The 26,651-nt window shown below is 33.7% G+C and carries 28 protein-coding genes, 1 tRNA gene and 1 pseudogene; 1 reads left to right on the forward strand and 29 read right to left on the reverse strand.

Features of this window, described 5'->3' with window-relative positions; genetic code table 11:
- Positions 1-6: 6 nt before the first annotated feature.
- The 9 genes from arsA to PYW37_RS06275 form a co-directional block, all read right to left on the reverse strand.
- Complete coding sequence (arsA, locus tag PYW37_RS06235) at positions 7-1,722, reverse strand: arsenical pump-driving ATPase (RefSeq protein ID WP_025017074.1); 1,716 nt, start codon at positions 1,720-1,722, stop codon at positions 7-9.
- Between the two features lie 12 nt (positions 1,723-1,734).
- Positions 1,735-2,130, reverse strand: a complete 396-nt coding sequence (gene arsD, locus PYW37_RS06240; protein WP_023189248.1) for an arsenite efflux transporter metallochaperone ArsD — start codon at positions 2,128-2,130, stop codon at positions 1,735-1,737.
- A gap of 14 nt (positions 2,131-2,144) precedes the next feature.
- Positions 2,145-2,468: an ArsR/SmtB family transcription factor gene (locus PYW37_RS06245; protein WP_021723433.1), complete on the reverse strand. Its 324-nt coding sequence runs from the start codon at positions 2,466-2,468 to the stop codon at positions 2,145-2,147.
- A gap of 866 nt (positions 2,469-3,334) precedes the next feature.
- Positions 3,335-3,535, reverse strand: a complete 201-nt coding sequence (locus tag PYW37_RS06250; RefSeq protein ID WP_025017075.1) for a cold-shock protein — start codon at positions 3,533-3,535, stop codon at positions 3,335-3,337.
- A gap of 278 nt (positions 3,536-3,813) precedes the next feature.
- Positions 3,814-4,014: a cold-shock protein gene (locus tag PYW37_RS06255; protein ID WP_003132324.1), complete on the reverse strand. Its 201-nt coding sequence runs from the start codon at positions 4,012-4,014 to the stop codon at positions 3,814-3,816.
- 130 nt (positions 4,015-4,144) lie between these two features.
- Positions 4,145-4,345: a hypothetical protein gene (locus tag PYW37_RS06260; RefSeq protein ID WP_023189247.1), complete on the reverse strand. Its 201-nt coding sequence runs from the start codon at positions 4,343-4,345 to the stop codon at positions 4,145-4,147.
- A gap of 104 nt (positions 4,346-4,449) precedes the next feature.
- A tRNA-Met gene (locus PYW37_RS06265) sits at positions 4,450-4,523 on the reverse strand.
- Positions 4,524-5,093: 570 nt separating this feature from the next.
- Entirely contained in the window at positions 5,094-5,951 is an 858-nt protein-coding gene (locus tag PYW37_RS06270) for an aldo/keto reductase (RefSeq protein WP_025017076.1), read from the reverse strand.
- A 16-nt stretch (positions 5,952-5,967) separates the two neighbouring features.
- Positions 5,968-6,441: a flavodoxin family protein gene (locus PYW37_RS06275; RefSeq protein ID WP_025017077.1), complete on the reverse strand. Its 474-nt coding sequence runs from the start codon at positions 6,439-6,441 to the stop codon at positions 5,968-5,970.
- Positions 6,442-6,656: 215 nt separating this feature from the next.
- Between PYW37_RS06275 and PYW37_RS06280 the strand changes: the two genes are divergently transcribed.
- Positions 6,657-7,058 (forward strand): MerR family transcriptional regulator, encoded by a 402-nt coding sequence (locus tag PYW37_RS06280; protein WP_023189244.1) that lies wholly within the window; start codon positions 6,657-6,659, stop codon positions 7,056-7,058.
- 479 nt (positions 7,059-7,537) lie between these two features.
- On the opposite strand, the gene PYW37_RS06285 is transcribed toward PYW37_RS06280, so the two are convergent.
- The 20 genes and pseudogenes from PYW37_RS06285 to PYW37_RS06385 form a co-directional block, all read right to left on the reverse strand.
- On the reverse strand, positions 7,538-8,329 hold the full coding sequence (locus PYW37_RS06285; RefSeq protein WP_025017078.1) for a hypothetical protein: 792 nt from the start codon (positions 8,327-8,329) through the stop codon (positions 7,538-7,540).
- Entirely contained in the window at positions 8,326-8,817 is a 492-nt protein-coding gene (locus PYW37_RS06290; RefSeq protein WP_023189242.1) for a MarR family winged helix-turn-helix transcriptional regulator, read from the reverse strand. Before PYW37_RS06290 ends, PYW37_RS06285 begins: the two co-directional genes overlap by 4 nt.
- A 259-nt stretch (positions 8,818-9,076) precedes the next feature.
- Entirely contained in the window at positions 9,077-9,319 is a 243-nt protein-coding gene (locus PYW37_RS13265; protein WP_330218590.1) for a hypothetical protein, read from the reverse strand.
- Positions 9,253-9,558, reverse strand: coding sequence for a P-loop NTPase family protein (locus PYW37_RS06295; RefSeq protein WP_023189241.1), 306 nt, complete (start codon positions 9,556-9,558; stop codon positions 9,253-9,255). Before PYW37_RS06295 ends, PYW37_RS13265 begins: the two co-directional genes overlap by 67 nt.
- Before the next feature lie 73 nt (positions 9,559-9,631).
- The gene (locus PYW37_RS06300; RefSeq protein WP_023189240.1) at positions 9,632-9,766 is read right to left on the reverse strand and encodes a RecA protein; all 135 of its coding nucleotides are present in this window, start codon (positions 9,764-9,766) and stop codon (positions 9,632-9,634) included.
- A 375-nt stretch (positions 9,767-10,141) separates the two neighbouring features.
- A complete protein-coding gene (locus PYW37_RS06305; protein WP_023189238.1) occupies positions 10,142-11,353 on the reverse strand; it encodes an NAD(P)H-dependent oxidoreductase in 1,212 nt (403 codons plus the stop codon).
- A 53-nt stretch (positions 11,354-11,406) separates the two neighbouring features.
- On the reverse strand, positions 11,407-12,012 hold the full coding sequence (locus PYW37_RS06310) for an NADPH-dependent FMN reductase (RefSeq protein WP_025017080.1): 606 nt from the start codon (positions 12,010-12,012) through the stop codon (positions 11,407-11,409).
- 15 nt (positions 12,013-12,027) lie between these two features.
- Positions 12,028-12,951, reverse strand: coding sequence for an FAD:protein FMN transferase (locus PYW37_RS06315; protein ID WP_023189236.1), 924 nt, complete (start codon positions 12,949-12,951; stop codon positions 12,028-12,030).
- A gap of 179 nt (positions 12,952-13,130) precedes the next feature.
- Positions 13,131-14,183 (reverse strand): BMP family lipoprotein, encoded by a 1,053-nt coding sequence (locus tag PYW37_RS06320; protein ID WP_023189235.1) that lies wholly within the window; start codon positions 14,181-14,183, stop codon positions 13,131-13,133.
- A 64-nt stretch (positions 14,184-14,247) separates the two neighbouring features.
- On the reverse strand, positions 14,248-14,727 hold the full coding sequence (locus PYW37_RS06325) for a nucleoside 2-deoxyribosyltransferase (RefSeq protein ID WP_023189234.1): 480 nt from the start codon (positions 14,725-14,727) through the stop codon (positions 14,248-14,250).
- Positions 14,711-15,265, reverse strand: coding sequence for an LOG family protein (locus tag PYW37_RS06330; protein WP_025017081.1), 555 nt, complete (start codon positions 15,263-15,265; stop codon positions 14,711-14,713). Before PYW37_RS06330 ends, PYW37_RS06325 begins: the two co-directional genes overlap by 17 nt.
- A 2-nt stretch (positions 15,266-15,267) precedes the next feature.
- Positions 15,268-15,918, reverse strand: coding sequence for a deoxynucleoside kinase (locus PYW37_RS06335; RefSeq protein ID WP_023189232.1), 651 nt, complete (start codon positions 15,916-15,918; stop codon positions 15,268-15,270).
- 480 nt (positions 15,919-16,398) lie between these two features.
- Positions 16,399-16,620, reverse strand: coding sequence for a RecA family protein (locus PYW37_RS06340; protein WP_306305599.1), 222 nt, complete (start codon positions 16,618-16,620; stop codon positions 16,399-16,401).
- 113 nt (positions 16,621-16,733) lie between these two features.
- A complete protein-coding gene (locus PYW37_RS06350; RefSeq protein ID WP_250645389.1) occupies positions 16,734-16,937 on the reverse strand; it encodes a DNA recombination/repair protein RecA in 204 nt (67 codons plus the stop codon).
- A 299-nt stretch (positions 16,938-17,236) separates the two neighbouring features.
- Positions 17,237-17,974, reverse strand: a complete 738-nt coding sequence (locus tag PYW37_RS06360) for an MIP/aquaporin family protein (RefSeq protein WP_004257908.1) — start codon at positions 17,972-17,974, stop codon at positions 17,237-17,239.
- A 51-nt stretch (positions 17,975-18,025) separates the two neighbouring features.
- On the reverse strand, positions 18,026-19,855 hold the full coding sequence (gene glpO, locus PYW37_RS06365) for a type 1 glycerol-3-phosphate oxidase (RefSeq protein WP_044009675.1): 1,830 nt from the start codon (positions 19,853-19,855) through the stop codon (positions 18,026-18,028).
- A 36-nt stretch (positions 19,856-19,891) separates the two neighbouring features.
- Positions 19,892-21,388: pseudogene (gene glpK, locus PYW37_RS06370) on the reverse strand (glycerol kinase GlpK).
- A 367-nt stretch (positions 21,389-21,755) separates the two neighbouring features.
- Entirely contained in the window at positions 21,756-23,222 is a 1,467-nt protein-coding gene (locus PYW37_RS06375; protein ID WP_025017083.1) for an AcpB/EbpR/MafR family transcriptional regulator, read from the reverse strand.
- Positions 23,223-23,491: 269 nt separating this feature from the next.
- Positions 23,492-24,199 carry a hypothetical protein gene (locus tag PYW37_RS06380; protein WP_025017084.1) on the reverse strand — a complete coding sequence of 236 codons (708 nt, stop codon included), beginning with the start codon at positions 24,197-24,199 and terminating at the stop codon, positions 23,492-23,494.
- Between the two features lie 329 nt (positions 24,200-24,528).
- A complete protein-coding gene (locus PYW37_RS06385; protein WP_021723439.1) occupies positions 24,529-26,478 on the reverse strand; it encodes a cation:proton antiporter in 1,950 nt (649 codons plus the stop codon).
- Positions 26,479-26,651: the final 173 nt, after the last annotated feature.

Genomic DNA, 26,651 nt, shown 5'->3' on the forward strand with positions numbered 1-26,651 from the left:
TTTCCTTTATTTTTCAAAGTCAACTTGCCATTTAGCTACTGCATAGTGTTGATTAGAAAGTTTGGCAACTTTATTAATCCATTCTACTTCATTTGATGCACGTGCTTTCAAAACTTCATTCGAGGTATGAGTTGCACCCATACTTTGGTTTACTAACCACCAAGTATGTGCAATATTTGCTCTATCTAAATCATCTGCTAATCGCATTGATTCATAAACTGGAGTGGTTTCTGGTAAAGTCACCATCAAAACTTCTGTTTCATCAGAGTTTTGTAATCTTGGTAAAAGTTTTTGAATTGATTTTGGAACTTCACCACTTGTCCGTTCAACTTCTTTCGCATAGCTTTGAGTTGATTCAAGTAATAAGAGGGTATGACCAGTTGGCGCAGTATCAATTACTACAATCTCATCATCTGCCTTTTCAACAATTTCAGCGAAAGCACGAAAGACTGCAATTTCTTGCGTACATGGTGATTCCAAGTCTTCTTTAACGTAGTCAAAATCATCGCCTGACATTGTTTCACTTGCTTTGCTTAAAACTTCTTCTTTATATTCTCGAAGTTCCTTTTCTTCATCAATATGACTTAATGAGAGTCCAGAAGTATCTCCCAAGTAGAAATTAAGATGGTCCGCAGGGTCTGTAGTAGCCAGATGAACTTTTTTACCTTGCTTTTGCAAAGCTTGAGCAACTTTAATCGCTACAGTAGTTTTTCCAACTCCACCTTTACCCATTGTAAAGATAATTTTTTTACCTGTTTTGACAAAATTATCAATCACAGTTGAGAGTTCTGGATATTCTCTCATTTCTGAATCAATCTCGGGCAATTCGGGTTGAACTGTATCTAAAAGGATGCGAAGTTTATCTAACCCAGTCACATTATAGGGTCTGAGTGGAATAAAGAATTGTTCATACTTACTGAGAGAGTTAGGCAAATGCTCTAAATCATCTTCTTGTTGATTGGCAATAATCTTTGATACTTCATCATCTGCTTGAGTTAAAAGTCCATTAATAATTAATTTTTGATTATTTATTCCAAGTTCCGCAAGTTCACCAGAAGCTCTTTTGGCTTCCTCAATTGATGCTTTTTGAGGACGTGTTACTAACATAAGCGTTGTTAATTCACCGTTAGCTAATGTTTTTACTGCTCGTTCGTAACTTTCCTTTTTATCTCCCAGTCCTGAAAGTTGACCTAAGCACGAAACACCAGTATCATTTTCATCCAGGTAGTTAGACCATGCGGAAGGAAGAGCAAGCATTCTGAGGGTATGTCCAGTTGGTGCAGTATCAAAAATGACATAGTCAAATTCATCTTCGACATCCTTATTTGTTAAGAAACCAGCAAATTCATTAAAAGAAGCAATTTCAACGGTACATGAACCTGAAAGTTGTTCTTCCATATTTTCTACAGCTGAGTCTGGTAAAATTCCTCGATATGGACCAACTATACTTTCTTTATAATCATTTGCCGCAGATACTGGGTCAAAATTTGCGACTTTTAAATTTGGAATTTCTGGAATTTCTTTTGGTTTATTGGTTAATTCTGTTTGAAACACATCTTGTAAATTAGAAGCAGGGTCAGTACTGACAAGAATCACTTTATGACCTGAATCCGCAAGACTTACTGCAGTTGCACAAGCAGAGGTTGTTTTGCCAACCCCACCTTTTCCTGTAAAGAACAGGTATTTAGTCAATTCTAATTTTTTTGGATCGTAAGCTTTCATCATTTCTCCCTATTAACAACAACCAGTATTCCCACCACAACATGAAGCATTTGCCTCTACTTTGACTTCTTCTTGAGAATTTGAGCAACAAGCTCCTTTTTCAGAATTAATATTGCTTAGTCCGAGTTCTTCAGAAGTTGGATAGCTTTCGGTTTTGAGAATTTCTCCATCAATTAATGTGATTGGCAAAATATCATTTCCTTGATTTTGTATGAGATTCAGAACTTTTTCGTTAACCACAAACGCTTGAGGATTACTTGTAAGATTATAACGATAAGCTTTCACCTCCTCGTTCTCTTTCAACGTATCAAATAGGTTTGTAATACGAAGTAACTCTGAATCAACTGATGGACCACAAACTCCAGTAGAGCAACACATCGCAGCTTCAAAAATTTCAATTTTTTTCATTATAGTTCCCTTTCTTAATTAGAACAATTACATTTTTTATCAGTACCACACACACAAGTTTCTTCATTATGTGAGAATAGAGTCATACACATGCTTTGGAATTCTTTAGCAAAATCATCACTTAAAGTGTAATAATTCCAAGTCCCTTTTTTCTCAACAGTGATAATTTCTGCTTTTTCTAAAACCTTCATGTGATGGGACAATGCAGGTTGTGAAAAATCAAAATGCTCTAATAGGTCGCAAGCACATTTTGTTCCACATGACAGCAGGTCGACAATTTTTAAACGATTTGGCTCAGCTAATGCCTTCAAACTCATTGCAATTTTTTCGTAATTCATAAAATCCTTTCTCAAACATAAACGTACGTTTATATATAATATAAACAAATGCTTATGTATTGTCAAACATAAACGACTATTTATGTTTCGATTTTTATTGTAAATTATAGTTTATGTGTCAACAGAAGCCTTTAATCAGATAAAAAGAAGTTGTAGGTTAAGACAACTTCTTTTTTATCTTTAATTATAATTAAAAAATTGGAGTGACTCTCTAGTTAGAGTTTTTAGTGTTTCAAAGATGGTTTGGTATTTTTTCTACAGGCAAGTAAGGCTAATTAACGATATGAGAGTAATAGTACTGACAATTTTTTAGCTTCTTCATGTTACATAAAAATAGTCTTGGAGGATAAATTAATGATAGAAGCAATACTTATATCTGGTACTTAAAACGCAGGAAAAACAACAGCAATTAATAATCTTTATGATTACTATACATCAAAAGAGGGACGAAAAGCTTACGATATAAAATATATAATTTATTGATAAAATTAAAAAGCCAGCAAACGCTGGCACTTATGTTTAAGGTACTCCATTATAACATATCTCTCTATTTTTGACCTCAAGACTATCTATATGATATTATTAATTTGTATGTTTTAAATATTAACTTCTTAATCTATGCACATGCATCAAAAAACTACCTATCATTATGTGCTGTGATAGGTGTTTTTTTATAAATCTTTTAAATATTAATTTTAATTAACAGACATTGAAAAAACCACTCTATATTAGAGTGATCCTAATTTATGCATGGGAAGTGTGAGTTTCCTCTTGCTGGCTAAGTATATCATACCATCTCATAATTGCAACTGAATATAAAAAAACTGAAGTAATGACTCCAGTTTTTGCACGATTTTCAGATATAATTATACTTTTGTGATGTTAACTGCTTGAGGTCCACGTTGACCTTCTTCAACATCAAATTCAACTTTTTGACCTTCGTCAAGTGATTTGAATCCATCAGATTGGATTGCTGAGAAGTGAGCGAACAAATCTTGACCATCTTCAGAGGTAATAAAACCAAATCCTTTAGTAGCGTTAAACCATTTTACTGTTCCATTTGCCATAATATATTTATTTCCTTTCGACAAAATTGTAAATCTTATTTTGCGAAAAGTGAATCTATAAAACATTTTACTCATGACAAAATCTACTTCTTCATAGTAACACTAATTATACTCAATGTCAAACTACTCTCTCATTAATAAAATCCATATCGTAGTGACATGGATTTTATGAACTGTAGGGAAAGCAACTAATCTTTCCCTCACTTAGTATAACATTTTAATTCATTTTTGCAATAGCAATAAATAAAAAGCAAAGGACACCCTATGCTTTAAATCATTTATCTTTTATGTACGTTTGAAGCGTAACGTCCACGAGACGTCATTTTGATATCAAAAGTAACCTTTTGACCTTCATCGTATTTTTTAAAATCATTTCCTTGAATGGATAAGAGATAAGCAAACACATCTTGCATATCATCTGCCATAATAAAACCATAGCCTTTGTCAGCGTTAAACCAATTTATTGTTCCTTTATTCATATAATACATCCTTTCGCATCATCTGTAAATCCTATTTTGCGAAAAAGTGCATTCCTAAAACATTTAAACTCGAGACAAAACCTACCTCATAATAGTAACACCTATTCTTACCAAAGTCAAATTGGTCTATTTAAAACTTATTGATCTTTTTATGATTCCCAAGATTTTCATGAGGATTTGCTTTAGCAAGTGTCAAGGTTTCTCTATCCACAACTCTGACATCATGGTTTTCTAATTCAACAATTAGTGCATTCTTATAGAGATTAATATCTCCAGAAACGACCGTTGCTTGTTCCCCATTTGATAATGTAATTTTATCTCCTGTTTTCATTTTTCACTTCCATTCTAGGCGCTGCCTATTTCACGAAAAAATTTTACTACTTAAGGGTGAGATCTATATAAGAAAAATAAGGGCTCCCTAAAGCCCTTAAAATATTGCGGGAATAGGATTTGAACCTATGACCTTCGGGTTATGAGCCCGACGAGCTACCTAACTGCTCCATCCCGCTTCGCAAGTATAACACTAATATCAGTTAAAGTCAATTTAACCCTTAAACTTCGATAATTATTTAACTAAAAAGTGTTTTTGTGAACATAACTCAAAATTTTTCTCACATCAGAAAACTTATTACTAGATATATAACTAATATACTTACTACAAACCCAAAAAATAGTAAGCTTATAATCGCTTTTTTCTCTTTATTCTTATTCGTTAGACGTTCCTCGCTCCTTATTACCGACTTAATTCTTTATCACTGCACATTATTTTAAAAAAGCTACTCACAATTGAGCAGCTAATGATGAAGGTGTGGTGCTTTCGCTAAACCACCCATGAGCTAAGTATATCACTTTAATTCGAAATTACAATAGTAATCAAAAATAGAAACCATATTTGGTTTCTATTCCACAACAGAGACTGTGATCTCATAAAATTAAGTATAGCACCATATAAAAGTTAATACTAACTATTAGTTTATTAATGAGTACAACTACAAGACTAACTCCTGCAATAATATTGGAGACAATGCTTCCAATAAGTTCGATGAGTGTAAAAAATATATTTTATATTGATTTATATATCAAATTTCTCGTTCTTTAACAAGTTTTTCAAAAAAGTCTACAGTCTTGGGATCATCATGATCAAAGAACTGGCTACCAGATGTTTGTAAAGTACCAATTTGTTCCTTATCTTCTGATGTTAAGCTGAAATTAAAGATATCAATATTTTGTTTCATGCGATCTTTCTTTACTGATTTAGCAAGACTGACAATCCCTCGTTCATATAACCAACGTAAAATGACTTGTGCGGGACTTTTGCCGTATTTTTTGCCAACAGCTAATAAAATTTCATTTTTAAAAATGCCATTTTTCCCCTCTGCAAATGGTGCCCATGCCTCTAATTGTACATTCCCACGTGATAAAGCGTTTTGCAAATCCTCCTCTCTTTGATGAAACGGATTGATTTCAATTTGATTTATCTGTGGTACAGTATCTTGAAAAGCAATAATATCTGCTAAACGTAGTTCATTAAAATTAGATACACCAATAGCTCGTATTTTACCTTCTTTTTGCAAATCTACAAGTGCTTTATAGCTCCCAAATACATCCCCAAAAGGTTGATGAAGTAATACTAAATCAAGATAATCAAGTTTCATTTTTTCTAGTGATATTTTAATAGAAGTTTTCGTATTCTCATATCCATAGTTACTGAACCATACTTTAGTGGTGATAAATAAGTCTTCTCGAGGAACAATGGTTTCGGCAATAGCATCACCAACTTCTTCTTCATTAAAATATGATTGAGCTGTATCAATGTGTCTATAACCTACCTCAATTGCATCTAATACAGCTTGTTTCGTTTGTTCCTGTGGAATTTGGAAGACTCCAAAACCCAATACAGGAATTTCTACCCCATTGTTTAATTTAAATGTTTTCATTTTTTATCTCACTTTCTTAAATTCTGTTATTTTTTTCAAATTTGACTTTTAATAGATGCAATTCTCTCTCATTAGTAGCTGCACCTTCCCAAATCATTTCTGTTTGAGTTGCAAATCTTTCCATAGTGTAGAGGATTAATTCCTTTGAAAGTTCAGTCGGAGCTGAACCTTGGAGGAAAAAGTATAGATGTTTCCCTTTGAAGGGATTTTCCAGACTGCTTTCAGAACTTCTATCTATGAACGTTTTTAATGCACCACTCATATAGTGCCAATAAACTGGAGTTCCAATGATTAGTACTTTACTATTTTTAATTTCAGTAAATATCTTGTCTAACTCATCATTATTATCACTTTGCCCTAAAAATCCGACTTTATAATTTATTAAGCTCAAAGTTTTGTAATCATATTTTTTTAGAAGTCTCATCCCCATCTGGACTGTATTTCCGTTCAGGTGCTGACTTGAATTAATAAACAATATTTGATTATTCACATCGCCCTCCGTTCATTTTGATTGACCTAATATAGCAAGCCACTTTACTTAATGTACCCAAGCTGATGAGGTCATTATAATTAAAATACCTAATAATATAAATAAGTGTATATCACATCTCCTTGTTTATATTATTAATTTCTGGTACTATTTAAGTATACTACTCGTGTGTAACACCCGGTCAAGTAATAAATATTATTTTAGGAGATTTTTTTATGTATACTATGAAAGAAGTTTGTGATTTATGTGATATGACATATGATACACTCAAATTTTATTGCAACAAAGGATTGATTCCTAATGTTAAAAGAGATAAAAATAATTATAGAGTTTTTAGTAAGCATGATGTAGATTGGATTAATAGTCTTTCATGTTTAAAACAGTGCGGAATGTCAATTATAGAAATGCAACAATACTTGGAATACTGCCTTAAGGGACAAGATACAATTAATGAACGAAAAATTATGTTGGCTAAGAAAAAACAAGAGCTTTTGGCTAAACTTAAAACAGTTGAGGATTCAATAGAATATATTGATAATAAGCAAAAGTTCTATAATGATGTACTTAATGGTACTATAAGATATGAGAGCAATCTCATAGCCGAAAGTAAAGAGTAAAAAATTATATTTAAAAAAATGACTACAATTATGCAGTCATTTTTTAGTATTTTAAATTATTTAGATTTGTTGAATTTAATAAAAAATATAAATAGATTTTCTCTAAGTAGTTCTTTAAAGTACCAAAGATAGATTGGGACTTTCCGAGTACTTTCTTGATACGAAAGATTCTTATCTTATTTTTAACGATTAAAATAATAACGCTCTCTCATTTTTTGGTATATCTTTCCGAAAAAGTTTGCTTTTTCTCAAAGCATATAGCTATAAATTTTTGTAAGTCTAGTATTAAAATTAATAATACTATTCAATACCGACCCTAATATCAATATAATTCCAAAAAAAACTTAAAAATACCAAAATATGATGTTTTATGGTTTATTTTTTCATTGTTTTTAACACTAAATTTTTTTATCATCCGAAGGCTATTTCTGTTTCAGCATTCATAACCGCTCAACCAATAGTTCAAACAAATTTCATTTCTAAGATTTAAAATTATTATCATCAATAGCTGCACTAATCCAATGTCCAAACTCACAAGCTAAATGTAGTTGATGCTCTTTAATCATATAATTTGGTAAAACAGCTGGAAACTCAACTAAAGCTCTAAATCTCAAAACATCTTTATCACGTCCAACTTGATGGCGAACTCCACCAATTATCGTTCCATCTTCTAATCTTGCTGTACCTGGAGCTTGAACTTCAAATTTAGGATCGAACGTAGATACCAGCTTTTCTTCATCATTATAATGTGCAAAGAAATGAGTTGGTAGTGGTGAGCCACCAGTTGTCTCTAAGACCTCTTGAACATCATCAGACACTTCTTGTAAAACATAATGGTCGGGGTTTGTATTTAGATTAATTTCTAGATGTTTATCATTATTTACCATCATTATTTCAATTATTCTATCAAGCAGTTCCTTTGGAGTAAGATTTGTATTGGGTACAACAATTTCTGTAATACTGAATTTTCTTTTGTTGCTCAGAACATTAGAAAACTTTGAAATAATGTTTGCCAATTTGGTCTTAGCTTTAAGCTCTGATCGCATCTTTTCTATTCCCAATTGTATTTTAATTCTCAAAATTTCTGAACGCATAGCATCTATATTTTTTTCTTTGACCCACTTATCAAAGTACGGTGAAAATTTAACCCCCTCCATCTTAGCAAGCGTTTTATGAACAGCAATCATTCTCTTATATTCCCAGTTATAAACTATATCATGTGTTACTTTCTCACCGTTAATTTCAAATATTAGTTCATTATTAATTTTCATTTTCTTTCTCCGTTATCTCTATATTCCTCTTGGTATTGATTGATGCTGGCTACAATTTTTTCTAAAATAAGATTTATCAAATCCAAATCTATTGAAGTTAGTTTTTCTAAATCTTTCTGAATATCCTTGTATAGTTTCAAGTGCATATTGTCATGAAAGACGAATATTTCATCACCTTCTTTTGTTAATGATAACAATATCTCTTTCTTATTAGAATCAAATTTTTTCTTCTTTATAAGGCCTTGCTTTTCTAACCTTGGTATTTGTTGCGAAACCGCACCTTTGGTAACTTCTAATATTTGAGCAAGATCTGTTATGTTTGAATCAGGGTGTTTACCTATTACCTCTATTAGATGAAGAGCATTAGTTGATAATTTAATTCCATTTGGAAATGATAGAGGTATTTTTTGAATCTGTGTAATTTTATTATTTACTTTGAAAAAATTTTCAACTAATGTATTGAAATCTTGATTTTCTATTTTAGTCATAAATCCTCCTTTAATTTAGTTCTATATTATTATCAAAGTTCGGAGCTTTGATAATAATATAGTATAGTACTATACAATATTTGTAAAGTATTTTGATTTGTGAATAATGTTTAACAAAGAATATTTCTAATTTTTGTAAAAAGTATAACGACTACAAATTGAACTTAATATCGACCCCAACAACTAAGAAAAAAAAGCCACTTACCTGAATGCAGTGACTAAAAATAAATACATAATAAAATTTATGTATACGATGTGTTTAGTAGAATTGTAGCGACTCTCTAGTAAGATGTTTAAGTGTTTCAAATACGGATTGGTGACTTGCCAGATACTCCTTAACATTAAAGATTCCACGTCCTAACTTTTGATCGTTGAACAAGTACCACTCATTTATCTTTTTAACTACTCCCATTTGAATCGCTAAAGTGACCACGTCTATTTCTTGAGAGAATCCATCCCTAAAGACATTGATAACAGTTGGCTTTTTATAAGGTGCTGACACCTTGTTTTTAACAATGTGAAGACTTGTTTTTTTCCGATAGTATCAATTCCATCTTTGATTTTTTCTCCTGATTTAACTTCGATTCGTACAGAAGAATAAAATTTTAGTGCTGAACCTCCTGGAGTGGTTTCTTTATTTAAGAATAGTCCACTCATGGTTGAACGCACTTGATTGATGAAGATAATGACCGTCTTAGTCTGATTGACTTTTGAAAGGAGCTTAGAGAGTTGTTCTGACACCGTTTTAGCCTGCTGACCTGGAATATTTCAATTTTTAAAGCAGGTGTCCGAGCAGCAACCGAATCAACAACAATTAAATCAAAAGCCCTCTTTTTACAAACTCGTTTATCATATAAAAGGCTTCTTCGCCTGTATCTGGTTGAGCAAATATCAAACTTTCTGATTTTACCCCAATATCTTCAGTATATTCAGTATCAGGTGTCAGCACCAAATAACTCTAGACATGTCCTTTTGCATAATCACTAATACCAAGGGTACAATCTAATGATAGAATGGCAGTGAAAAAAATTGTTCCTCTCACCCAAAAATAGTTTTTTAAAAGTCCTCTAATCATTCCCGTACTTATTGCCTACCTTATCAGTTAGCAAAAGTTGGGTCCTTCTCAAGTTCTTTACTCAAGAAAATTCAATAAAGAATATTATAATTCGAAAGAATTTTTGATCACAGTTATTATATTTTAATATCTTATGATAAATAAAAAACAACTAACATTAATTAGTTGTCTTTTTGATGATAATATTATGATAGCTCGATATAAAAATATTAACATAGTACACTTTATGAGCAATGTATTTAGTCTTTATTAATGACTAGATGCACCGCTTGTAGCATCTGTTTCATTTTCAATAGTTGTATTTGACGTTGAAGATGCACCACTTGTAGCATCGACTTTATTTCCTCCTGATAGATGCTGACCAGTTTGATTCAAGTACCAGTCTAGCCAAGGTTTAAAATTGAGCACAATCTCATTGATACCAGCATAGTCACCATTAGGGTAGTACATAGCTTGATAATTATGAGTATTAATTAAATCCGGATTCTTTCCTGGAATAGCAGTCCGAACATACTCCTGATTGCCCGCCCTAAGAGTTGCAATAACCCACTCTACATTTTTCATTCTTTGAGGTGGAAGTGAGCTATGGACAGTAGAAAGCCGATTCCCAGATTGTTCGGGTATCCGTTTTGCTAACATAGTTTCTGGGTCTTGATGTTTGTTATTATAATATAAAAATTGGTTATTATCATCCGCATACGTTAGCTCAAAAGGCATAGAATCTAGAAACATATTAATTTGATCCACTGTAAGTAAACCGTGATTAAGCTTCACATACGTATCTCCAGATACTGCTCCAACTTGCTCAGAAGCTTTTTCAACCCAGTGAGGATCATCTGGATCGATTCCTTTTATTGTTGTTGAAATGGGTTTTCCTACTGTTAAATCTTCTGGATCAAGAGGCTTTGGTTTTTTTAAATGCGAAACAACTTCGACATACTTCGTAAAGTTATCAAGACAGAGTTCTAAAAATTCTATAGTAGATGAATTAATGAGGTTACCATTATTGTCGAAAGCTTCTTTAGCTTTACCAAGTAAAAACTCATTACCAGGTAATACATATGCGTTGACACCTGGTGCATCAAGAATTTGTCTTAATTGAAGTTGAGCACGTGAAGACCCCTGATCATAATAGGAAGCACCAACAATCATAACTGGTTTATGCTCAAAAGGATGTAAATCATAAGATAGCCACTCAATAACACTTTTAAGTGCTGGAGTAGTTGTATGATTATGCTCAGGTGTTGCTATAATTACACCATCAGCACGAGTAATTTTATTATAAAGGAGTTTTAAATTAAAATTATCTGAAGCATCAATATCTTGATTAAACATTGGGATATCAGTTATTTCTAAAAGTTCAAGTTCAAACTTCAATTTAAAATGACGTCGAATAAATTTTAACAACTTTCTATTATAAGATTGTTCAGCATTCGAACCTACTATTCCGACAAATTTCATATTATTTACCTTCTATATTACTATTCTTGTTTACGAATAGATATTCATATTTTTTATTTATTCAATGATTCTTTATTCTCAGTATCTTCGAGGATAAATTCCTTTGCACTGGAAAAGTTTGCGACCATTTTTACGAAGAGCTGAAAACTTTTAAAGAGTTTTTCTAAATTTTTTGCAACTTCAATATCAGATAAATCGCCTGCTTCATTAAATGACTGTAAAGAATGAGCCAGTAAAAATTCTGAGCCAGGCATAACATTGGCCTTAAGCTCAGGTGCATCAAGAATTTGTCTCAATTGAAGTTGAGCACGAGATGAACCCAATGTACCATACGAAGCTCCTATAATCATAACAGGTTTATTCAAAAATGGGTCTATTCCATATGATAACCAAGCTAAAGCATTCATTAACGTTGCTGGAATTGCGTGATCATATTCTGGGGTAGCGATGATCACACCATCAGATAGTTTAATTTCTTCAGATATTTCTTGAACGATATCTGGTAGCTTCATGCTAGCAGGTTTATTAAACATTGGAAATTCCTTTATTTCAATAAGTTTAATTTCAACCCCTTCCGTAAAATGCTTCTGCATATACTGTAAAAGTATACGATTAGTTGATTTCTTAGAGTTACTTCCCACGAGTCCAATTAATTTCATTGGTTATTCTCTTTTCTATATTAAGTTAAAATGTGATTTTATATTTTCTGAATATAAAATTTGACCGGCTTTAGTAATAATAATTCCCTCTATTTCTGGTCGGTCATCTATTATTTGAAGAACATCCAAAATGGGTAATCCAAAAAGCCGCGTGGTCCAAATTTCACAAGTTAATGATTTATCCGCTAATATTGTTAAACTTGCCATTTCAGTCTCTATAGGATAGCCGGTCCTAGATGAAAAAATATGGTGATAAGTTTTTCCTTCCAACTCAAAGCTACGTTCATAAATGCCCGAGGTTACAACCGATTGGTTTTCTATCGATACTACTCCAACATGCATTCCTCTGGGTTTTGTTGGAGATTGAATCCCGATATTCCAAGAACTTGATTCTCTGTTAGAATTTGGTCCTGAAACTAGAACATTTCCTCCAAGATTAATTAGTATGGAACTTGCATTGATTTTTTTAATTATCTGATCAGCGATATATCCTTTAGCTAATGCCCCTAAATCTATTATCATTCCTTTTTGTTGAAGAAAAACGGTTAAGTTCTCTTCATCTAAAATAATCATTTCTGGATTACTCAATAAAAGTAATTTTTGTATCTCCTGACTATCCGGTAGCTTGGCATCAGGAAATCCGATGTGCCAAGCTTGTGTAACCGGGCCTAGAGCAATATTAAGATTACTAGGAGTAGATAAGCTTTCCTTTTTACCTATTTTAATAAGTTCAAACAACTCAGGATGGATCTGTACTGGTTTGAGACCAGCCTGATGATTAATTTGAGATAATTCTGATTCAGAGTCATTAGCACTGAATCTTTTGTTATAGATATCGAGTAATTGACAAGCAATTTCTAATTTCAGGTCTGCCTGATCATCTTCAATGAGAAGGTCAATTGTTGTTCCCATCATATGAATTTGTTGACTTAACTTCAATAATTATCCTCACTTTCGTATAGCATTAAACAAGTTTATTATAATACTTTCAAAAAGATAATGCTTACATAGATAAATATTAGTTGTACAAATAGTGGTATTTTGTTTTATATTTTGAATTTATATTATGAAAAAAATAAAAGGTTAACCATTAAGGCTTCCTTTTTGTGTATAAAATATTATTTTTCAGGAACAATGATTTTTCCTGAAACAATTTTTTCCTTAGCTTGTATAATAGAGTTTTTGATTTCTGAAGTAACATTATCCAGCCCTAGGCTAACACCTCCATTTTTAAGGTCATACTTAATGACTTCTTCGCTAGGGAATTTATTATTTTTCGTCTTTTCAGATATATCCTTAACTACTTCTCCCACCTCTTTAATAGTAGAAACTAAAACAAAGTTAGACTTTTTACCATCTTTTGAGGTATATTTACCTAAATATTTTTGATCCTGATCTACACCTATAAGCCATACTTTATCTGATTCTTTTCTATTGTTATTTAATGATTTTGCCTCATTAAAAGCCCCAGACCCAGCATTACCAGCACATTGAAAGATAACGTCATTTCCCGAAGCATACATGGCAGCTGCAATTGTTTTAGTTTTCGCAGCATCTGTAAATGTTCCTGAATATTGAACTTTAACTTGAATGTTTGGCTTTATAGACTCGGCTCCAGCAATGTATCCTTTTTCGAAATGGGTTACAATATCTGACTCCATTCCACCAATGAAACCAATTTTATTGGTTTTTGATGCCTTAGCTGCTGCGACACCAGCAAGATAAGCTGCTTCATTATCTGCAAATGTTGCTGACGCAACATTTTTTTGACTTGTGATAACAGAATCTATAATGACAAAATTTGAATCAGGATTATTTTTAGCCGCTATCGTTGTAGCATCCTGCAGCGAATAACCGATACCAAAAAGTAGTTTATAGCCAGCTTGTTTAGCTGAGTTATAGTTTGTTATATATTCAGAATCTGAATTTGACTGATAATAATTATAACCTACCCCCTTTTTTAAATTGTTTTCTTTACCCCAATCCTGTAATCCTTCCCAAGCGGATTGATTAAATGAGCGATCGTTGACTCCTCCTGTTCCTGGAACAAGTGCCACCTTTAGAGTCGTTTTTGCTTTACCTGATTGATTTTCTCTGTTGTATCCACAAGCTGTAAGACTAAATAATGATATGAGCGCAATAGCACTCACAATTATCTTTTGCTTCTTCATAGAAAGATTTCCCCCAAAAAATTTTTATTATTCAAATTTACTTTCGTTTAATCATAATTATTTCTTATTGATATTTACCGCTATAAGGAATTGCTGGTGATGCCAAAAAATCGTAGTTTCTAATTTGATTTATCTCAGTAAAGAAAGCTCGGTTGCGTTCCGTAAGCATAATATTAGTAGGGACAGTTTCTTCAAAGCGAATCAAATCCGTTGGTTTCTCTTGAGCAATTGCATAGCCCAATTCCCACGCAGTTCCAGAATCTGTATCTTCATCATCAAAATCCACAATTGCAATAATAATATCTGCGGCTTCTACTTCTTTTACATCATTTTCCATCGTTATTTTTGCCCACTCGGGTGTGAAATCTTCTATTTCTTCTGCTAGTTCTTCGGGGCGTTGACAACGCATTGGACTAAATATTGATGATACTGTCTTATTATCTAGGAGCGCTTTTTCAAGTTGTTCCACTTTTTGTATCTGTTTTTCACTAAAAAAAGGTCCTGCTAAATAGACTTTTACAGGTTTATTAAATAATTTGTTCATATTCTTGATCTCCAATTAATTGCATTGCTTCCTCAGTTGTATCTACAAGGTACATTTCTTTAACCACTTCTAAGCTTAACATTTCTTCTTCAATTTGATGCTGCACCATTTCAAATAAGGGTTTATAAAAATTGATTCCAATAAAAATTACGGGTCTGATTAACGTTTGACCGATTGACATTTCTGTTAATAACTGAAATGCCTCTTCCATTGTTCCAAATCCGCCTGGGAGAATAACAAAAGCATCACCAAAATCGATTAATTTATGTTTACGTTCATCCATAGTTTTAGCTAAATGTAACTCGGTTGCATTTTGTCTAGGAGGTTCTAAAGGTAGTATTCCATCGGGATATACTGCAATTACTTTACCATGATTTTTTAAAACAGCGTCAGATACCACACCCATACATCCTTCCATAGAGCCTCCATAAACCAAAGTATGTCCAGATTTGGGTAGTAGCTCACCTAAACGTTGACTTTTAATCCTATGGATAGGATTTTTTCCATCTCGTGCTGATAAAAATACTGTAACATTCATTTTTACTTGTCCTTTCCAATTTCTTTTAATTTATCGTTGATTTTATTTAAAACAATCTTACGCGCTGATTCTTCTTCTACAAAGTCAAATTTATCACCATCAATTTGTATTTTAGGGCAAATATCAAAATTATCAAACCAATCTTCATACCTTCTATTGAGTTCTTTATAATAGTCAAACAAACTTGGGTCATATTCCAACTGTTCAAATTTTCTACCCCTTTTTTGGATGCGTTCCAACATTTTTTCAAAGGAGACACTGATATGAATGAGTAAATCTGGTTTTTTCTTAAAAGTTAATATATTGATTTCTTGCATCATATTTTCTAATAATGAATCATAAACTTCAACCTCTGTTTTTGTTGCCCTTCCCAGGTCAGCATTAAGGTGAAAAAGTAAACTATCTTCATAAATCGATCGATCAAGAACATTATTATTGTTTGATAATGCTTGTTTTATTGAATCAAATCTCTTATTTAAAAAATATATTTGAAGTAAAAACGCATATTTTTGAGGATCTTTATAGAAAAGAGGTAAAACTTTATTGTCATCTACGCTTTCATAGAAAGCCTCCGTACCTAATTCTTTGGCCAACATTTCTGTAAGGGAACTTTTTCCAGCTCCAATTGTACCTGCTAATACTAACACTGACATTATGTCCTTCCTATTCTAATAAATCTATTAATATAGACTATAAGAGTTAATATATACTGCTCATTTTCTTGATAGAAAATAAGACGATTTTGTATGTTACCACGTGAAACAAACGTCAATAAAACACAAGTTACTACATGTTGTGTTTTGTGACGCTTTTTATTATAGCACAACACAACATATAGTAGCGTGTTTAAACTGCAAAAATGTCAAACTTTTTTTACATTTGTTTGTGTATAGCTTTTACTAAGCGATTTATTTAATAAAAAAATGTGATATTTCTATTTTATTTAACATAAATTTACAAATAAAAAAGTCGACTCTTGGTAGTTAACTTTTTTATTTACATAATACTATTTATGTAAGTTGTTTATTTTAGAAAAATTGTAGCGACTCTCTGGTTAAGTTTTTAGGCGTTTCAAAAACAAATTGATGACTTGCTAGTTATTTCTTAACGCTAAAAATTCCACGACCTAACTTCTAACCATTAAACGAGTACCATTCGTTCATCTTCTTAAGCACACCCATTTGAATCGCTAATGTGACCACGTCTATTTCTTGAGAGAATCCATCTCCAAATACATTAATAACAGTTGGCTTTTTATATGGAGCTGATACCTTATTTTTAACGGTATGAAGCGTGGTTTTCTTACCGATAGTATCAATGCCATCTTTGATTTTTTGTCCTGATTTAACTTCAATCCGTACAGAAGAATAAAATTTTAGTGCTGCCCCCCTGGAGTGGTTTCTTTATTTAAGAATAGTCCACTCATGGTTGAACGCACTTGATTGATGAAGATAATGACCGTCTTTGTTTAGTTGACTTTTGAAACGAGCTTAGAGAGCTGTTCTGACATCATTTTAGCTTGCTGACCTGGAATACTCACTCCATCTATCTCTAAAGTAGGTGTCAGAGCAGCAACCGAATCGACAACAATTAAATCAAAGGCCCCTGTTTTGATAAACTCGTTAATCATATTGAAGGCCTCTTCGCCTGTATCTGGTTGAACGAATATCAAACTTTCCGATTTTACCTCAAGGTTTTCAGAGGATTCTGCCCCGAACAGTCCTATAAAACGTCCTTTTCTTTTGCATAACCACCACTTCCAATTGCACAGTCTAATGACAGAATACCAGTAAGTACTGCCTGAACATGCTGGACAGACTTCCCATCATCATCAAGAATTATATTTGAATTAAATTTTTTCTCAATTGATTATGTGACTTTGATTATAGAAAATTTTTTCTTATGGCTCATTTATTTTTTAAAAAAAGAGTTAGAACTTTGTCTAACTCTTTTTTTGTATATTATTTCAGTTTATTTACTTGCAAATTGAATAACCATGTTAAAGAGAAGGGCGCCCAAGCTACCTCCAATGATTGGACCTACGACAGGAATCCATGCGTAAGACCAGTCTGAATCCCCTTTGCCTTTGATAGGCAAGATAGCGTGCATGATACGGGGGCCTAAGTCACGTGCGGGATTTAAAGAGTATCCTGTTGTTGCACCAAGTGATAAACCAATAGCTGTGATGATAGCACCCACTAAAAGAGGTGAAACACCTGAAGTTTGCGTAATTGCGTATTGACCAAAGGCCAGAATACCTGTCGTTAAGACTGCTGTTCCCACAATCTCACTGATTAAGTTTGAACTCGTCTGGCGAATGGCAGGACCTGTAGAAAATGTCCCCAAGATATCTGCTGGATTTTTAGTTTCCGCATAGTGAGGGTAAAACATCAGATAGAGGATAATACTGGCCACCATTGCCCCGAGCATTTGTGCGATAATATAAGGGAAGACCAGACTCCAGCTAAAGCTGCCAATCATTGCCATTGCAATTGTTACTGCTGGATTCAAGTGGGCAGGCGACATAAATCCGGAAACATAAACCCCCATCATTACTGCAAAGCCCCAACCGAGTGTGATGGCAACCCAACCCGCTCCTGTAGCTTTCGTCTTGTTCAGGACAACGCCTGAAACCACACCGTTACCAAGAAGGATTAAGATAAATGTGCCTAAAAATTCACCAAGTAACTGTACCATTTCTGAGTGCATATTGACTCCTTTTTTCTATTTTTTATTTGTTTCAATTATTTTTACATTTTTTTACTTCTTCAAGTCCGACAAGTCAGATTCACGAAGTGCTTCTTCCAAAGCTTTTTCTTGTTCTGCCTTTTCTTCTGCAGACCAGCCAAGGTAGTCCGCCATGGCATTGACAACATGTACCTTGATAGCATCTACTCCTTCACGCATAAACAAAATATGGTTGGTACGACGAAGCAAGTAGTCCACTGGTGTTAAGATCATTTCATCCTCAAGCGCATAGCGAAGACGTGCGGATTCGGCTAGAGATAAGCCTTCGTAAACTTCCATTTCAGAAGCATAGGCAAAGACTTGGAGTGCATTCATACCATAAAAGTCAGCAATGTATTTTGCTTCTTCTTCTGTAAGACCTGCAGCGACACCAACCTTCATGTTTCCATCAACGACTTCTTCAACTTTAGTTGGGTCAAATTCGCCACCAGAGATTTGGTATTTTTTAGAGTCAATAGGTTCGTATTTCAAACCAAAGTCCTCCTCAAGCAGTTGGCAAATGAGCTCCATCGCACCTGCTGCCATTTTACGGTAGTCCGTGATTTTACCACCCGCTAAAGTAATCAAACCATCGCTCTCGCGTTCAAGTGAGCTGCCACGAGAAACGGAAGATGGTGCATCTCCTTTTTCGGAAAGACTTGATTCCATATTGTTCAACAAATGCTCCACTTCGGCTTTTGTTGCTGTTTTATTTTTATAGCGGAGCACCGCCTCAACGACAGCGTTAAAGCTGGTTTCAGAGACCGCACCATTATCACCGCCGTTATAGTCTGATCCAGAATTACCGCCTAACAATGGACGCAATCCAGCCCATGAAGCTTCGATGTCATTAATCATAATATTTGCTTCTGGGTAACGGAAATTAATAACATCCAAGAGGTAATCTACATCTTCTTGAGTTACTTTTGGATCGGTAAAGTCGCCATGATAATCCGTATCTGTCGTACCAAAATAAGTTTTATTTTCACGTGGAATGGCAAAGACCATGCGTTTATCGTGTTTGCCTGTATCAAAATAAGTTGGTTGTGGCACAGGTAATTTGGCCGCATCTACTACAAGATGGACACCTTTTGTTGGACGCATTTTGGGTACGATGGGACGTGTGAAGTTCAAGTAACGGATCTTATCTACCCAAGGTCCACTTGTGTTAATCACAAGTTTAGCTTTGACTTCAATGACTTGATCTGTCAACAAATCACGCGCACGAACACCAGAAATTTGTCCGTCTGTATAGATAAAATCAATCACTTTCATCTTGCTTATGGCTTGGGCACCGTCTTCCACAGCTTTTTTGATGTTATCAATCACCAAGCGGGCATCGTTGTTACGGTAGTCAAGATAGACTCCAGCCCCTTGCAAACCTTTTTTCTTGATGAGTGGCTCGCGGCGCAGGACTTCTTCTGGTGAGATAGTGTAGTTGGCATATGGCGAATCTTCATCCACACCGGCCAAACGGTCATACAAATCCATCGCAATTTTCACAGAAAACATATCAAACGTTGTCTTGCCTTCATCATCGTAGATAGGAAGTAACATCGGATCTGGCTTAGGAATATGTGGCGCAATGCCTTGAACAACAGCGCGTTCTGAAACTGTATCGGAAACGACTTCGACATCGAAGTTTTTGAGGTAACGGATGCCACCATGCACGAGTTTTGTTGAGCGTGAGGATGTCCCTTCTGAGAAATCCTGCATTTCAAGTACAGCAACTTTCATGCCAGCCGCCGCCGCTTGTAATGTCAAACCAGCACCAGTGATCCCTCCTCCGATAACGAGTAAATCCATCTCTTCATTTTGAATTTTTGTGATTGCTTCTTGTCTTGTTTTTTTAGAAAAAGCCATTTCTATTCTCCTTTTAGATTACTGTCTGATTGATTATTATTTGAAAGCGCGTGTCGCATTCACGGCGTTTTTCCAACCGGCATAGAGTTCTTCTCTACGTTCTTCTTGCATCTGAGTTTGGAAAATTTTGCCCGGTTCATAGGATTCTTTAAGCTCTTCTAAGTCTTTCCAGAAACCAACGGCAAGTCCTGCAAGGAAGGCTGCACCAAGTGCTGTCGTTTCCAAATCTCCCGCACGTTGGATTGGGATATTCAAGATATCAGCTTGGAACTGCATCAAATATTCATTGTTTGCAGCGCCACCGTCTACCTTGAGCACAGACATATCAATTCCTGTATCTTCTTTCATGGTGCTGACTACATCACGAACTTGATAAGCTATCCCTTGTAAGGTTGCTTTCACAATATCTTCTTTTGTTGTTCCACGTGTCAAGCCAAACATAGCACCACGCGCCTCTTGGTCCCAATACGGAGCACCAAGGCCGACAAAAGCTGGCACCACATAAACTTCATCTTGACTCCTAGACTGGAGTGCCACTTCTTCGGAATCACTGGCACGTTCCAACATTTTCAAACCATCACGTAACCATTGGATAGAGGACCCCGCAACAAAGATGCTTCCTTCTAAGGCGTAATAAACTTTTCCATTAATGCCATAACCAATTGTTGTAAGCATATTATTTTTCGAAATATGTGGTTTCTCACCTGTGTTCATGACGATAAACGAACCTGTACCATAGGTATTTTTAATCATTCCAGGTTCAAAGGCCATTTGACCAAATAATGCAGCTTGCTGGTCCCCTGCCATACCTGAGATTGGCACTTCAGAGCCAAAGAAATGGAAACCTTTAGTCACGCCGTAAACTTCTGAGTTGGACTTGACTTCTGGAAGCATTGAAGCTGGGATATTAAGAATTTTCAGGATTTCTTCGTCCCATTTCAACTCATGAATGTTGTAGAGCATGGTACGGCTGGCATTAGAATAGTCAGTATAGTGTGCATCACCATCTGTCAACTTCCACAAGAGCCATGTATCGATGGTTCCAAAGAGGAGCTCTCCGCGTTCTGCACGCTCTTGTGCTCCTTCGACATGGTCAAGGATCCAACGAATTTTTGTGGCTTAAAAATATGAATCGACAATAAGTCCTGTCTTTTTATGGAAGAGTTCCTCATGTCCTGCTTCTTTAAGACCATTGGCAATATCGGCAGATTGACGAGATTGCCAAACAATAGCATGATAGATTGGTTTTCCTGTTTTCTTGTCCCATATAATGGTAGTTTCACGTTGGTTAGTAATACCGATACCCGCAACCTGTACAGGCTTAATCCCCGACTCGATAAAAGCCCCTGCGATAACAGACTGAACAGAGTTCCAAATTTCGTTGGCATCATGTTCCACCCAACCTTCTTTAGGAAAGTACTGTGTAAATTCCTTTTGGGAGCTGCCGATATGTTTACCATGTTTATCAAATATAATAGCTCTTGAGCTTGTTGTACCTTGGTCAATTGCCATAATGTAAGAAGTTTCTGTCATGTTGTTTCTCCTTTGTAAACGTTTTCTATGATTTATATTATAGCATTTTAAAACGAATAGAAACTTTCATTTTTTATCAAATTCAAAAAAAAATTGGCAGTCGAAAATAAACAACAGATTCGCATAGAAAAATTACTTGAATTTGGGCAGTTTGTGCTTACTAAGAAATAATGAGAGAGGGAGTCTCTACCCCAATTTAATTTTAAACTTATTTGATTTGCTATTCTTAATTCTTCATCTATTCTGTAATAAATTCAGTGAGAAAATGCTAAATAATGGGACCGCAGTAATATATTCATAAATGTAAAATAATATTCACGTGAAAACATAAAAAAAGAGGAGAGCACCCCTCTTTCGTGTTTCATTCTTAATTCAAAATTGCTTTTTTTTGAAATTTTTCTTTTTTTAAGTTTTCAATACGCGACAATAACTCTTCAAAATCATAATCACTGGAAAACTCGGAAAGTATATAGACAAACTTTCGACTGTCATTTCTTTTACTTGAGATAAGTAGATCATAACTCTGGCTTTCTTGATAATGCTCTAATTTTATCTTTTCAACAGATCTGAGGTGATTTTTCAGATAGTGTTCCATCGGGATTTGATAGGCAGGTGTATCAGACAAATCATAAGCCACCGTCAATTGTTGAGCAGATAAGAGCTCCAGCAGCATCAAGGCATTGCGATAACCAAAGATGAGTTCTGGCAAATCCTGCTCTTTGGGTATATAACTTAAAGCAATATCTTTGAGGTTATCGAGTAAATCTTGAAAACTCTTATCGACCCAGTTTTGTTTATGTAGCATCAAATCTTCTTGAATTTTGGTAAAGAGGCTACCTTGGAAAAAGGTGAATTTATTGTTTACTTGAGCTAACTGATAACTGATGGATTTCTCCTCTTCGAAACCTAAACGATGGGGACGATAGTGGTTTAACATTCGCTCTCTTAAAGAAATATTCAAGAGAACAGTTGGAATTTTTTTACTGCGATAAATATCAAAACGGTAATAACTTTCTTTATCTAGAATGAAAAAAGATTGGAGAAAACCGTAGAAAAAAATTGTCTCACAGTTATCCTTGCTCTGATTATCATAAATATGTTGATAAAAAAGAGAATCCAATAGTTGATAGAGATGGTCATCTTGGTATATTTTCTTCATTTCTAAAGATTTAGTAATTTGGATATCTGTAAGTTTCCGCCTTCTTTCTGTGATTGCCAACCACCGATAAAGTTTATCTTTGCTACTTTCGGAAAAATTTACTTTTAATGTTTCTTCAAGTTGCCGTACAAATTCAACCTGAAATTTAGTGACTTGCAGCAAATCTGGTCGAAATTTAGGATGAAGCGAATCAAATAGCAGATAGTAAAAATAGCGAATTTGACTTTCTTCTCCGATCAATTTATTATTTTTGATTTGAATATCAAATTCCAATAAAAGTTTATTGAGTTCTTTGATTTTGCGAAACAAAGTAGATTCACTGAGTAGCAAGAGTTCTGCTAATTCAAAAATCATGTAATTTTTTTGTTCTAAAAATAAGAGAATCAGGCGATATTTGACACTATCTTGGATTAAAAAACTGATGACTTCATCTAAGGTTTGTGATTCCGACATGTTTAGAACGAGTTTATTGTTCTGACGAATAACTTCCATGGGTTTCCCAATCATTCGTCCTATATAAGATATATCCTCCAAATAACTCTGAACTGAAGGTCGAGAGAGGTTTACCCAATCACACAGTTCCTGCGCAGTTAGCTTATCATGTTTGAGGAACAACTGACGTAAAATCTTAACCTGTATTTGTTCTTTCTTTTCAAGTAAAACTTCAATATTCACAGCTGTTCCTCTTTTTCTAAATTAATATTTTTTGTAGGAGTTTTCATATTCTCATTCTATTTTATCACTCCCCTATATTTTGTTATTAAAAATTGCTCAGTATGAACATAGTAAATTGGACACTAAAAAGAATATGACCAAAAGCCTTATTCTTCTTTTAAACTTCTATATTTTGCGACTAAACTATAAAAGTGATTAGATAAACTTAGATTATAATCTGTTTATCAAACACTAAACATGTTTTATATTAATTCACGATAATATATAAACTAATATAACCAAATCCCTTTTAGTAAATATACCAATGAATCAATAAAAAAATAAATACCAATACCTAATATAAATAATGATATTATTATTCTAGTGACATTACTTAATTTTTTTCTTCGGTTATTTTTATCTAAATAACTACTTGCTATTTTAATCAATTTTTCATAGACATTAAATATTAATGATATTACTAAAGTATATAAAGGAATCTGTCCTAACAACATCCAAATTGTTAAACATAATATTGTTAATAGTATATTCCCCTCTTTTGCACTTAGTGCAACCACTGCCCAAAAAGTCGGATCTGACATAGCCCAAAACCCAAAAATAAAACCTACAAGTGGCATACTTCTCTTTGCAAATTTCATAAATTTCGATTCTTTCTGATCATCTACTCTTTCTTTATTTCCTTTTAGTAAGGTAGATCTTATAAACCAAGCTACACATACAATGGATATCAAAAAACCGGTAAATACATAAGCCATATCTGGAATATGATTCATTATATCTATAAAATAATTCAAGCTTATACTAGTACCGTATGAAAATATTAATCCGAAAACGACCGTGGAAAGTAGAGCCATCAAAGAAAATAAATATACTTGTTTTTTCTTTGTTCCATTTGCTAGTGCAGCCATTATAAGCACTGCTCCCACTGGATCAAATCCACCGAATCCTAACAAAATTGATGATCGTATTAATTTCATCTATCATTACCTCCATGTATCAATTTCTCTAGCAACAATCTTTTAAATTTTTGTAAATTCATTAGGCATCCATTACTTGTTACAGACTGATTTTATTATTATCAATGAAATAATAAAGACACTCCAACATCATAAGCTCTTGTCCAACACAAGCATATTCTAGCAAATAGAATTGATAATTACCAGTAATCAACTGAGTTCTAATAAAGAGGGTAATGATCCTACGGCTGTTTGATGGAACATAATCGTTTATCGTTGCTATGAACCATGCGAATCAACTTTATTGGTAATATATTTAGTTACTTTAGAAAAAAGCCTCAATAGGCTTTTTATTGTTTCTGTAATTGTAAAACTTGAGCATTATTTATCTCTTTAAAAAGTTTATTACTTGTTTCTTTAGAAATTACATCAGTTTTTACCTGGTTCAATATAAATTGATATTCAAGTTGAAAAGCCTCTATGAGTAATTCGTTTGGAATAATTGTATCTTCTTGAATTTCGTTACGAATACGGTAATGTCTATTTTCCAAAATATGTTTTACTTCTTCAATATCACTAAAGTCAGTTATCTTATTTTCTAATCGCTCTTTTTCAAGAGAACTTAATTTTTCGATTGTTTGTTGATATAAACTGCTTTCTAGTCGGCTTATATCAGTTCTTATTGTCGCAAATTCTTGCATTTCTACTGAATCTACTCTTCTGCCACGTCGTCTTTTGGAGAATAATCGTCTTATTTTCTTACTAGTTGAATGTTTACTACTGTTTTCTAGATAAATTCTAAAATAGTCAATAACTTTAGATGAAAATTGTGCTTTTATAGTTGTTGTATCAAGTAATGTTTCCTGCCAACTTATTATCTCGTCCATTAATTTACTACTCTTAGTGTGGTCAGGGATTTGTAATCCTTTTTGTGATTGTAGTTGTTTGGTAAGACTACTACGAACTTTACTATCCTCAATTTCTTCTACCATATGAAGAATCGCATAATCAACCATATCGTTACGAACCTGATTTATATTATCAGTACTTTCACCTCCAAGTGCCGGTAATAATTTTGGCAGAATCAGTGTTGGTACAATAAGACTTAAAAGAATAACAATAGCGGCCATTGTAATAATAATTTCCCTATTCTCGTTGCTCAAAATACTAGTATTCAAAGGTAAAGAGAAAGCCATTGCTAATGTCATTGTTCCATGGGCTCCTGACAAAGCAAAAATTGTTGAATCACTATTACGCTCTTCTTTTACATCAGAGAAAAAGTGTTCGATTGATCTATTTCCTTTTCTATTAGTCCAAAATTTTCTTATGAATAACATAAGTAAATAAACTAAAACGCTTATCAAAAATAGTACAATTGATTCTTTCCAACCAAGTGATTTAAAAATGTCCCAAATTCCAAATAGACTTACACCCAAGAGAATGAAAACAAAGTTATTCAGAATATCGCTTAAAATCTCCCAGATTGTATTATTCGTTAATTGAACATTTGTTGAAGTCAGTTTGAGCATATCTCCTTCAAAATTATGAATCAACCCAGCAGCAACTACAGCTAAAACACCGGAAGTTCCAAAATGTTCTGCTAACAAATAAATAAAGAAGGGGGTCAGAATTGAAATAGGAATTATGGTAGCTTCTGGCCGAGTTGCTCTGAGATTGATTGCCGTCCTAATTCGTACCAGTAGAGCACCGACAACTAAACCAATTATAATTCCACCAATTGAGACAAATATAAAGCGACCAAGTCCTTCCCAAATACTGAAATGCCCACTCTCTAAAACAGATAATCCTAAGCTCAGTAAAACTAACCCTGTTGCATCATTAAATAAAGATTCAAATTCAACTGCTTCATTAACCCCTTCGGGCATTTTCTTTCCAGAAATGATTGACTTTACAGCAACTGCATCTGTTGGCGTTACAATTGCTGCAAAACAGATAGCTAAAGGAAAAATCCAACTACCCATTATATTATTCGTAAGCACTGCTACCAAAAGTACAGTTACCACTGCTAAAGTAATTGATAGAAAAAATATTCCTCTAAAATTTTTACGTACTTTTTTTAATGAAGTTTTACTTCCCTCATAAAACATTAATGGAGCAATGATTAACATCATAAAAAACTCTGGCTCCAATTCAAAATTTTGAAATTCTGGTAGGAAACTCAAAATAAGGCCCACACCAATCAAGATAAAAGTTTCTGAAATTTGTGGAAAAAACTCTTTGATTATATTTGCCCCGATAACACCAATCATCATCACAGCAATAAAACTAATAGCTGACATAAAACACCATTTCCTAATTTTTATACTCTTACAGTATAACATGTTCAAGATTGGGTTTCCAAGACTAGTATTAAAATTTATGAAATATACAAGACGATTTGTCATTTTCATAGTATATAAAAGTTATTTAGATTATTAATATAATGATAAAAAGACATCTATTTTGACGTCTT

The organism is Lactococcus lactis, assembly GCF_029023865.1.
In the GTDB taxonomy this organism is placed as follows: Bacteria; Bacillota; Bacilli; order Lactobacillales; family Streptococcaceae; genus Lactococcus; species Lactococcus lactis.

What these genes read in the sequence shown, in the direction of transcription:
- PYW37_RS06305 (WP_023189238.1), bottom strand. Translation starts at nt 11,353, where the DNA reads ATGAAATTTGTCGGAATAGTAGGTTCGAATGCTGAACAATCTTATAAT.
- arsD (WP_023189248.1), bottom strand. Translation starts at nt 2,130, where the DNA reads ATGAAAAAAATTGAAATTTTTGAAGCTGCGATGTGTTGCTCTACTGGA.
- PYW37_RS06380 (WP_025017084.1), bottom strand. Translation starts at nt 24,199, where the DNA reads ATGAAATTAATACGATCATCAATTTTGTTAGGATTCGGTGGATTTGAT.
- PYW37_RS06320 (WP_023189235.1), bottom strand. Translation starts at nt 14,183, where the DNA reads ATGAAGAAGCAAAAGATAATTGTGAGTGCTATTGCGCTCATATCATTA.
- PYW37_RS06245 (WP_021723433.1), bottom strand. Translation starts at nt 2,468, where the DNA reads ATGAATTACGAAAAAATTGCAATGAGTTTGAAGGCATTAGCTGAGCCA.
- glpO (WP_044009675.1), bottom strand. Translation starts at nt 19,855, where the DNA reads ATGGCTTTTTCTAAAAAAACAAGACAAGAAGCAATCACAAAAATTCAA.
- PYW37_RS06280 (WP_023189244.1), top strand. Translation starts at nt 6,657, where the DNA reads ATGTATACTATGAAAGAAGTTTGTGATTTATGTGATATGACATATGAT.
- PYW37_RS06255 (WP_003132324.1), bottom strand. Translation starts at nt 4,014, where the DNA reads ATGAATAAAGGAACAATAAATTGGTTTAACGCTGACAAAGGCTATGGT.
- PYW37_RS06360 (WP_004257908.1), bottom strand. Translation starts at nt 17,974, where the DNA reads ATGCACTCAGAAATGGTACAGTTACTTGGTGAATTTTTAGGCACATTT.
- PYW37_RS06260 (WP_023189247.1), bottom strand. Translation starts at nt 4,345, where the DNA reads ATGAAAACAGGAGATAAAATTACATTATCAAATGGGGAACAAGCAACG.
- arsA (WP_025017074.1), bottom strand. Translation starts at nt 1,722, where the DNA reads ATGAAAGCTTACGATCCAAAAAAATTAGAATTGACTAAATACCTGTTC.
- PYW37_RS06310 (WP_025017080.1), bottom strand. Translation starts at nt 12,012, where the DNA reads ATGAAATTAATTGGACTCGTGGGAAGTAACTCTAAGAAATCAACTAAT.
- PYW37_RS06250 (WP_025017075.1), bottom strand. Translation starts at nt 3,535, where the DNA reads ATGGCAAATGGAACAGTAAAATGGTTTAACGCTACTAAAGGATTTGGT.
- PYW37_RS06325 (WP_023189234.1), bottom strand. Translation starts at nt 14,727, where the DNA reads ATGAACAAATTATTTAATAAACCTGTAAAAGTCTATTTAGCAGGACCT.
- PYW37_RS06335 (WP_023189232.1), bottom strand. Translation starts at nt 15,918, where the DNA reads ATGTCAGTGTTAGTATTAGCAGGTACAATTGGAGCTGGAAAAAGTTCC.
- PYW37_RS06290 (WP_023189242.1), bottom strand. Translation starts at nt 8,817, where the DNA reads ATGACTAAAATAGAAAATCAAGATTTCAATACATTAGTTGAAAATTTT.
- PYW37_RS06330 (WP_025017081.1), bottom strand. Translation starts at nt 15,265, where the DNA reads ATGAATGTTACAGTATTTTTATCAGCACGAGATGGAAAAAATCCTATC.
- PYW37_RS06270 (WP_025017076.1), bottom strand. Translation starts at nt 5,951, where the DNA reads ATGAAAACATTTAAATTAAACAATGGGGTAGAAATTCCTGTATTGGGT.
- PYW37_RS06385 (WP_021723439.1), bottom strand. Translation starts at nt 26,478, where the DNA reads ATGTCAGCTATTAGTTTTATTGCTGTGATGATGATTGGTGTTATCGGG.
- PYW37_RS06285 (WP_025017078.1), bottom strand. Translation starts at nt 8,329, where the DNA reads ATGAAAATTAATAATGAACTAATATTTGAAATTAACGGTGAGAAAGTA.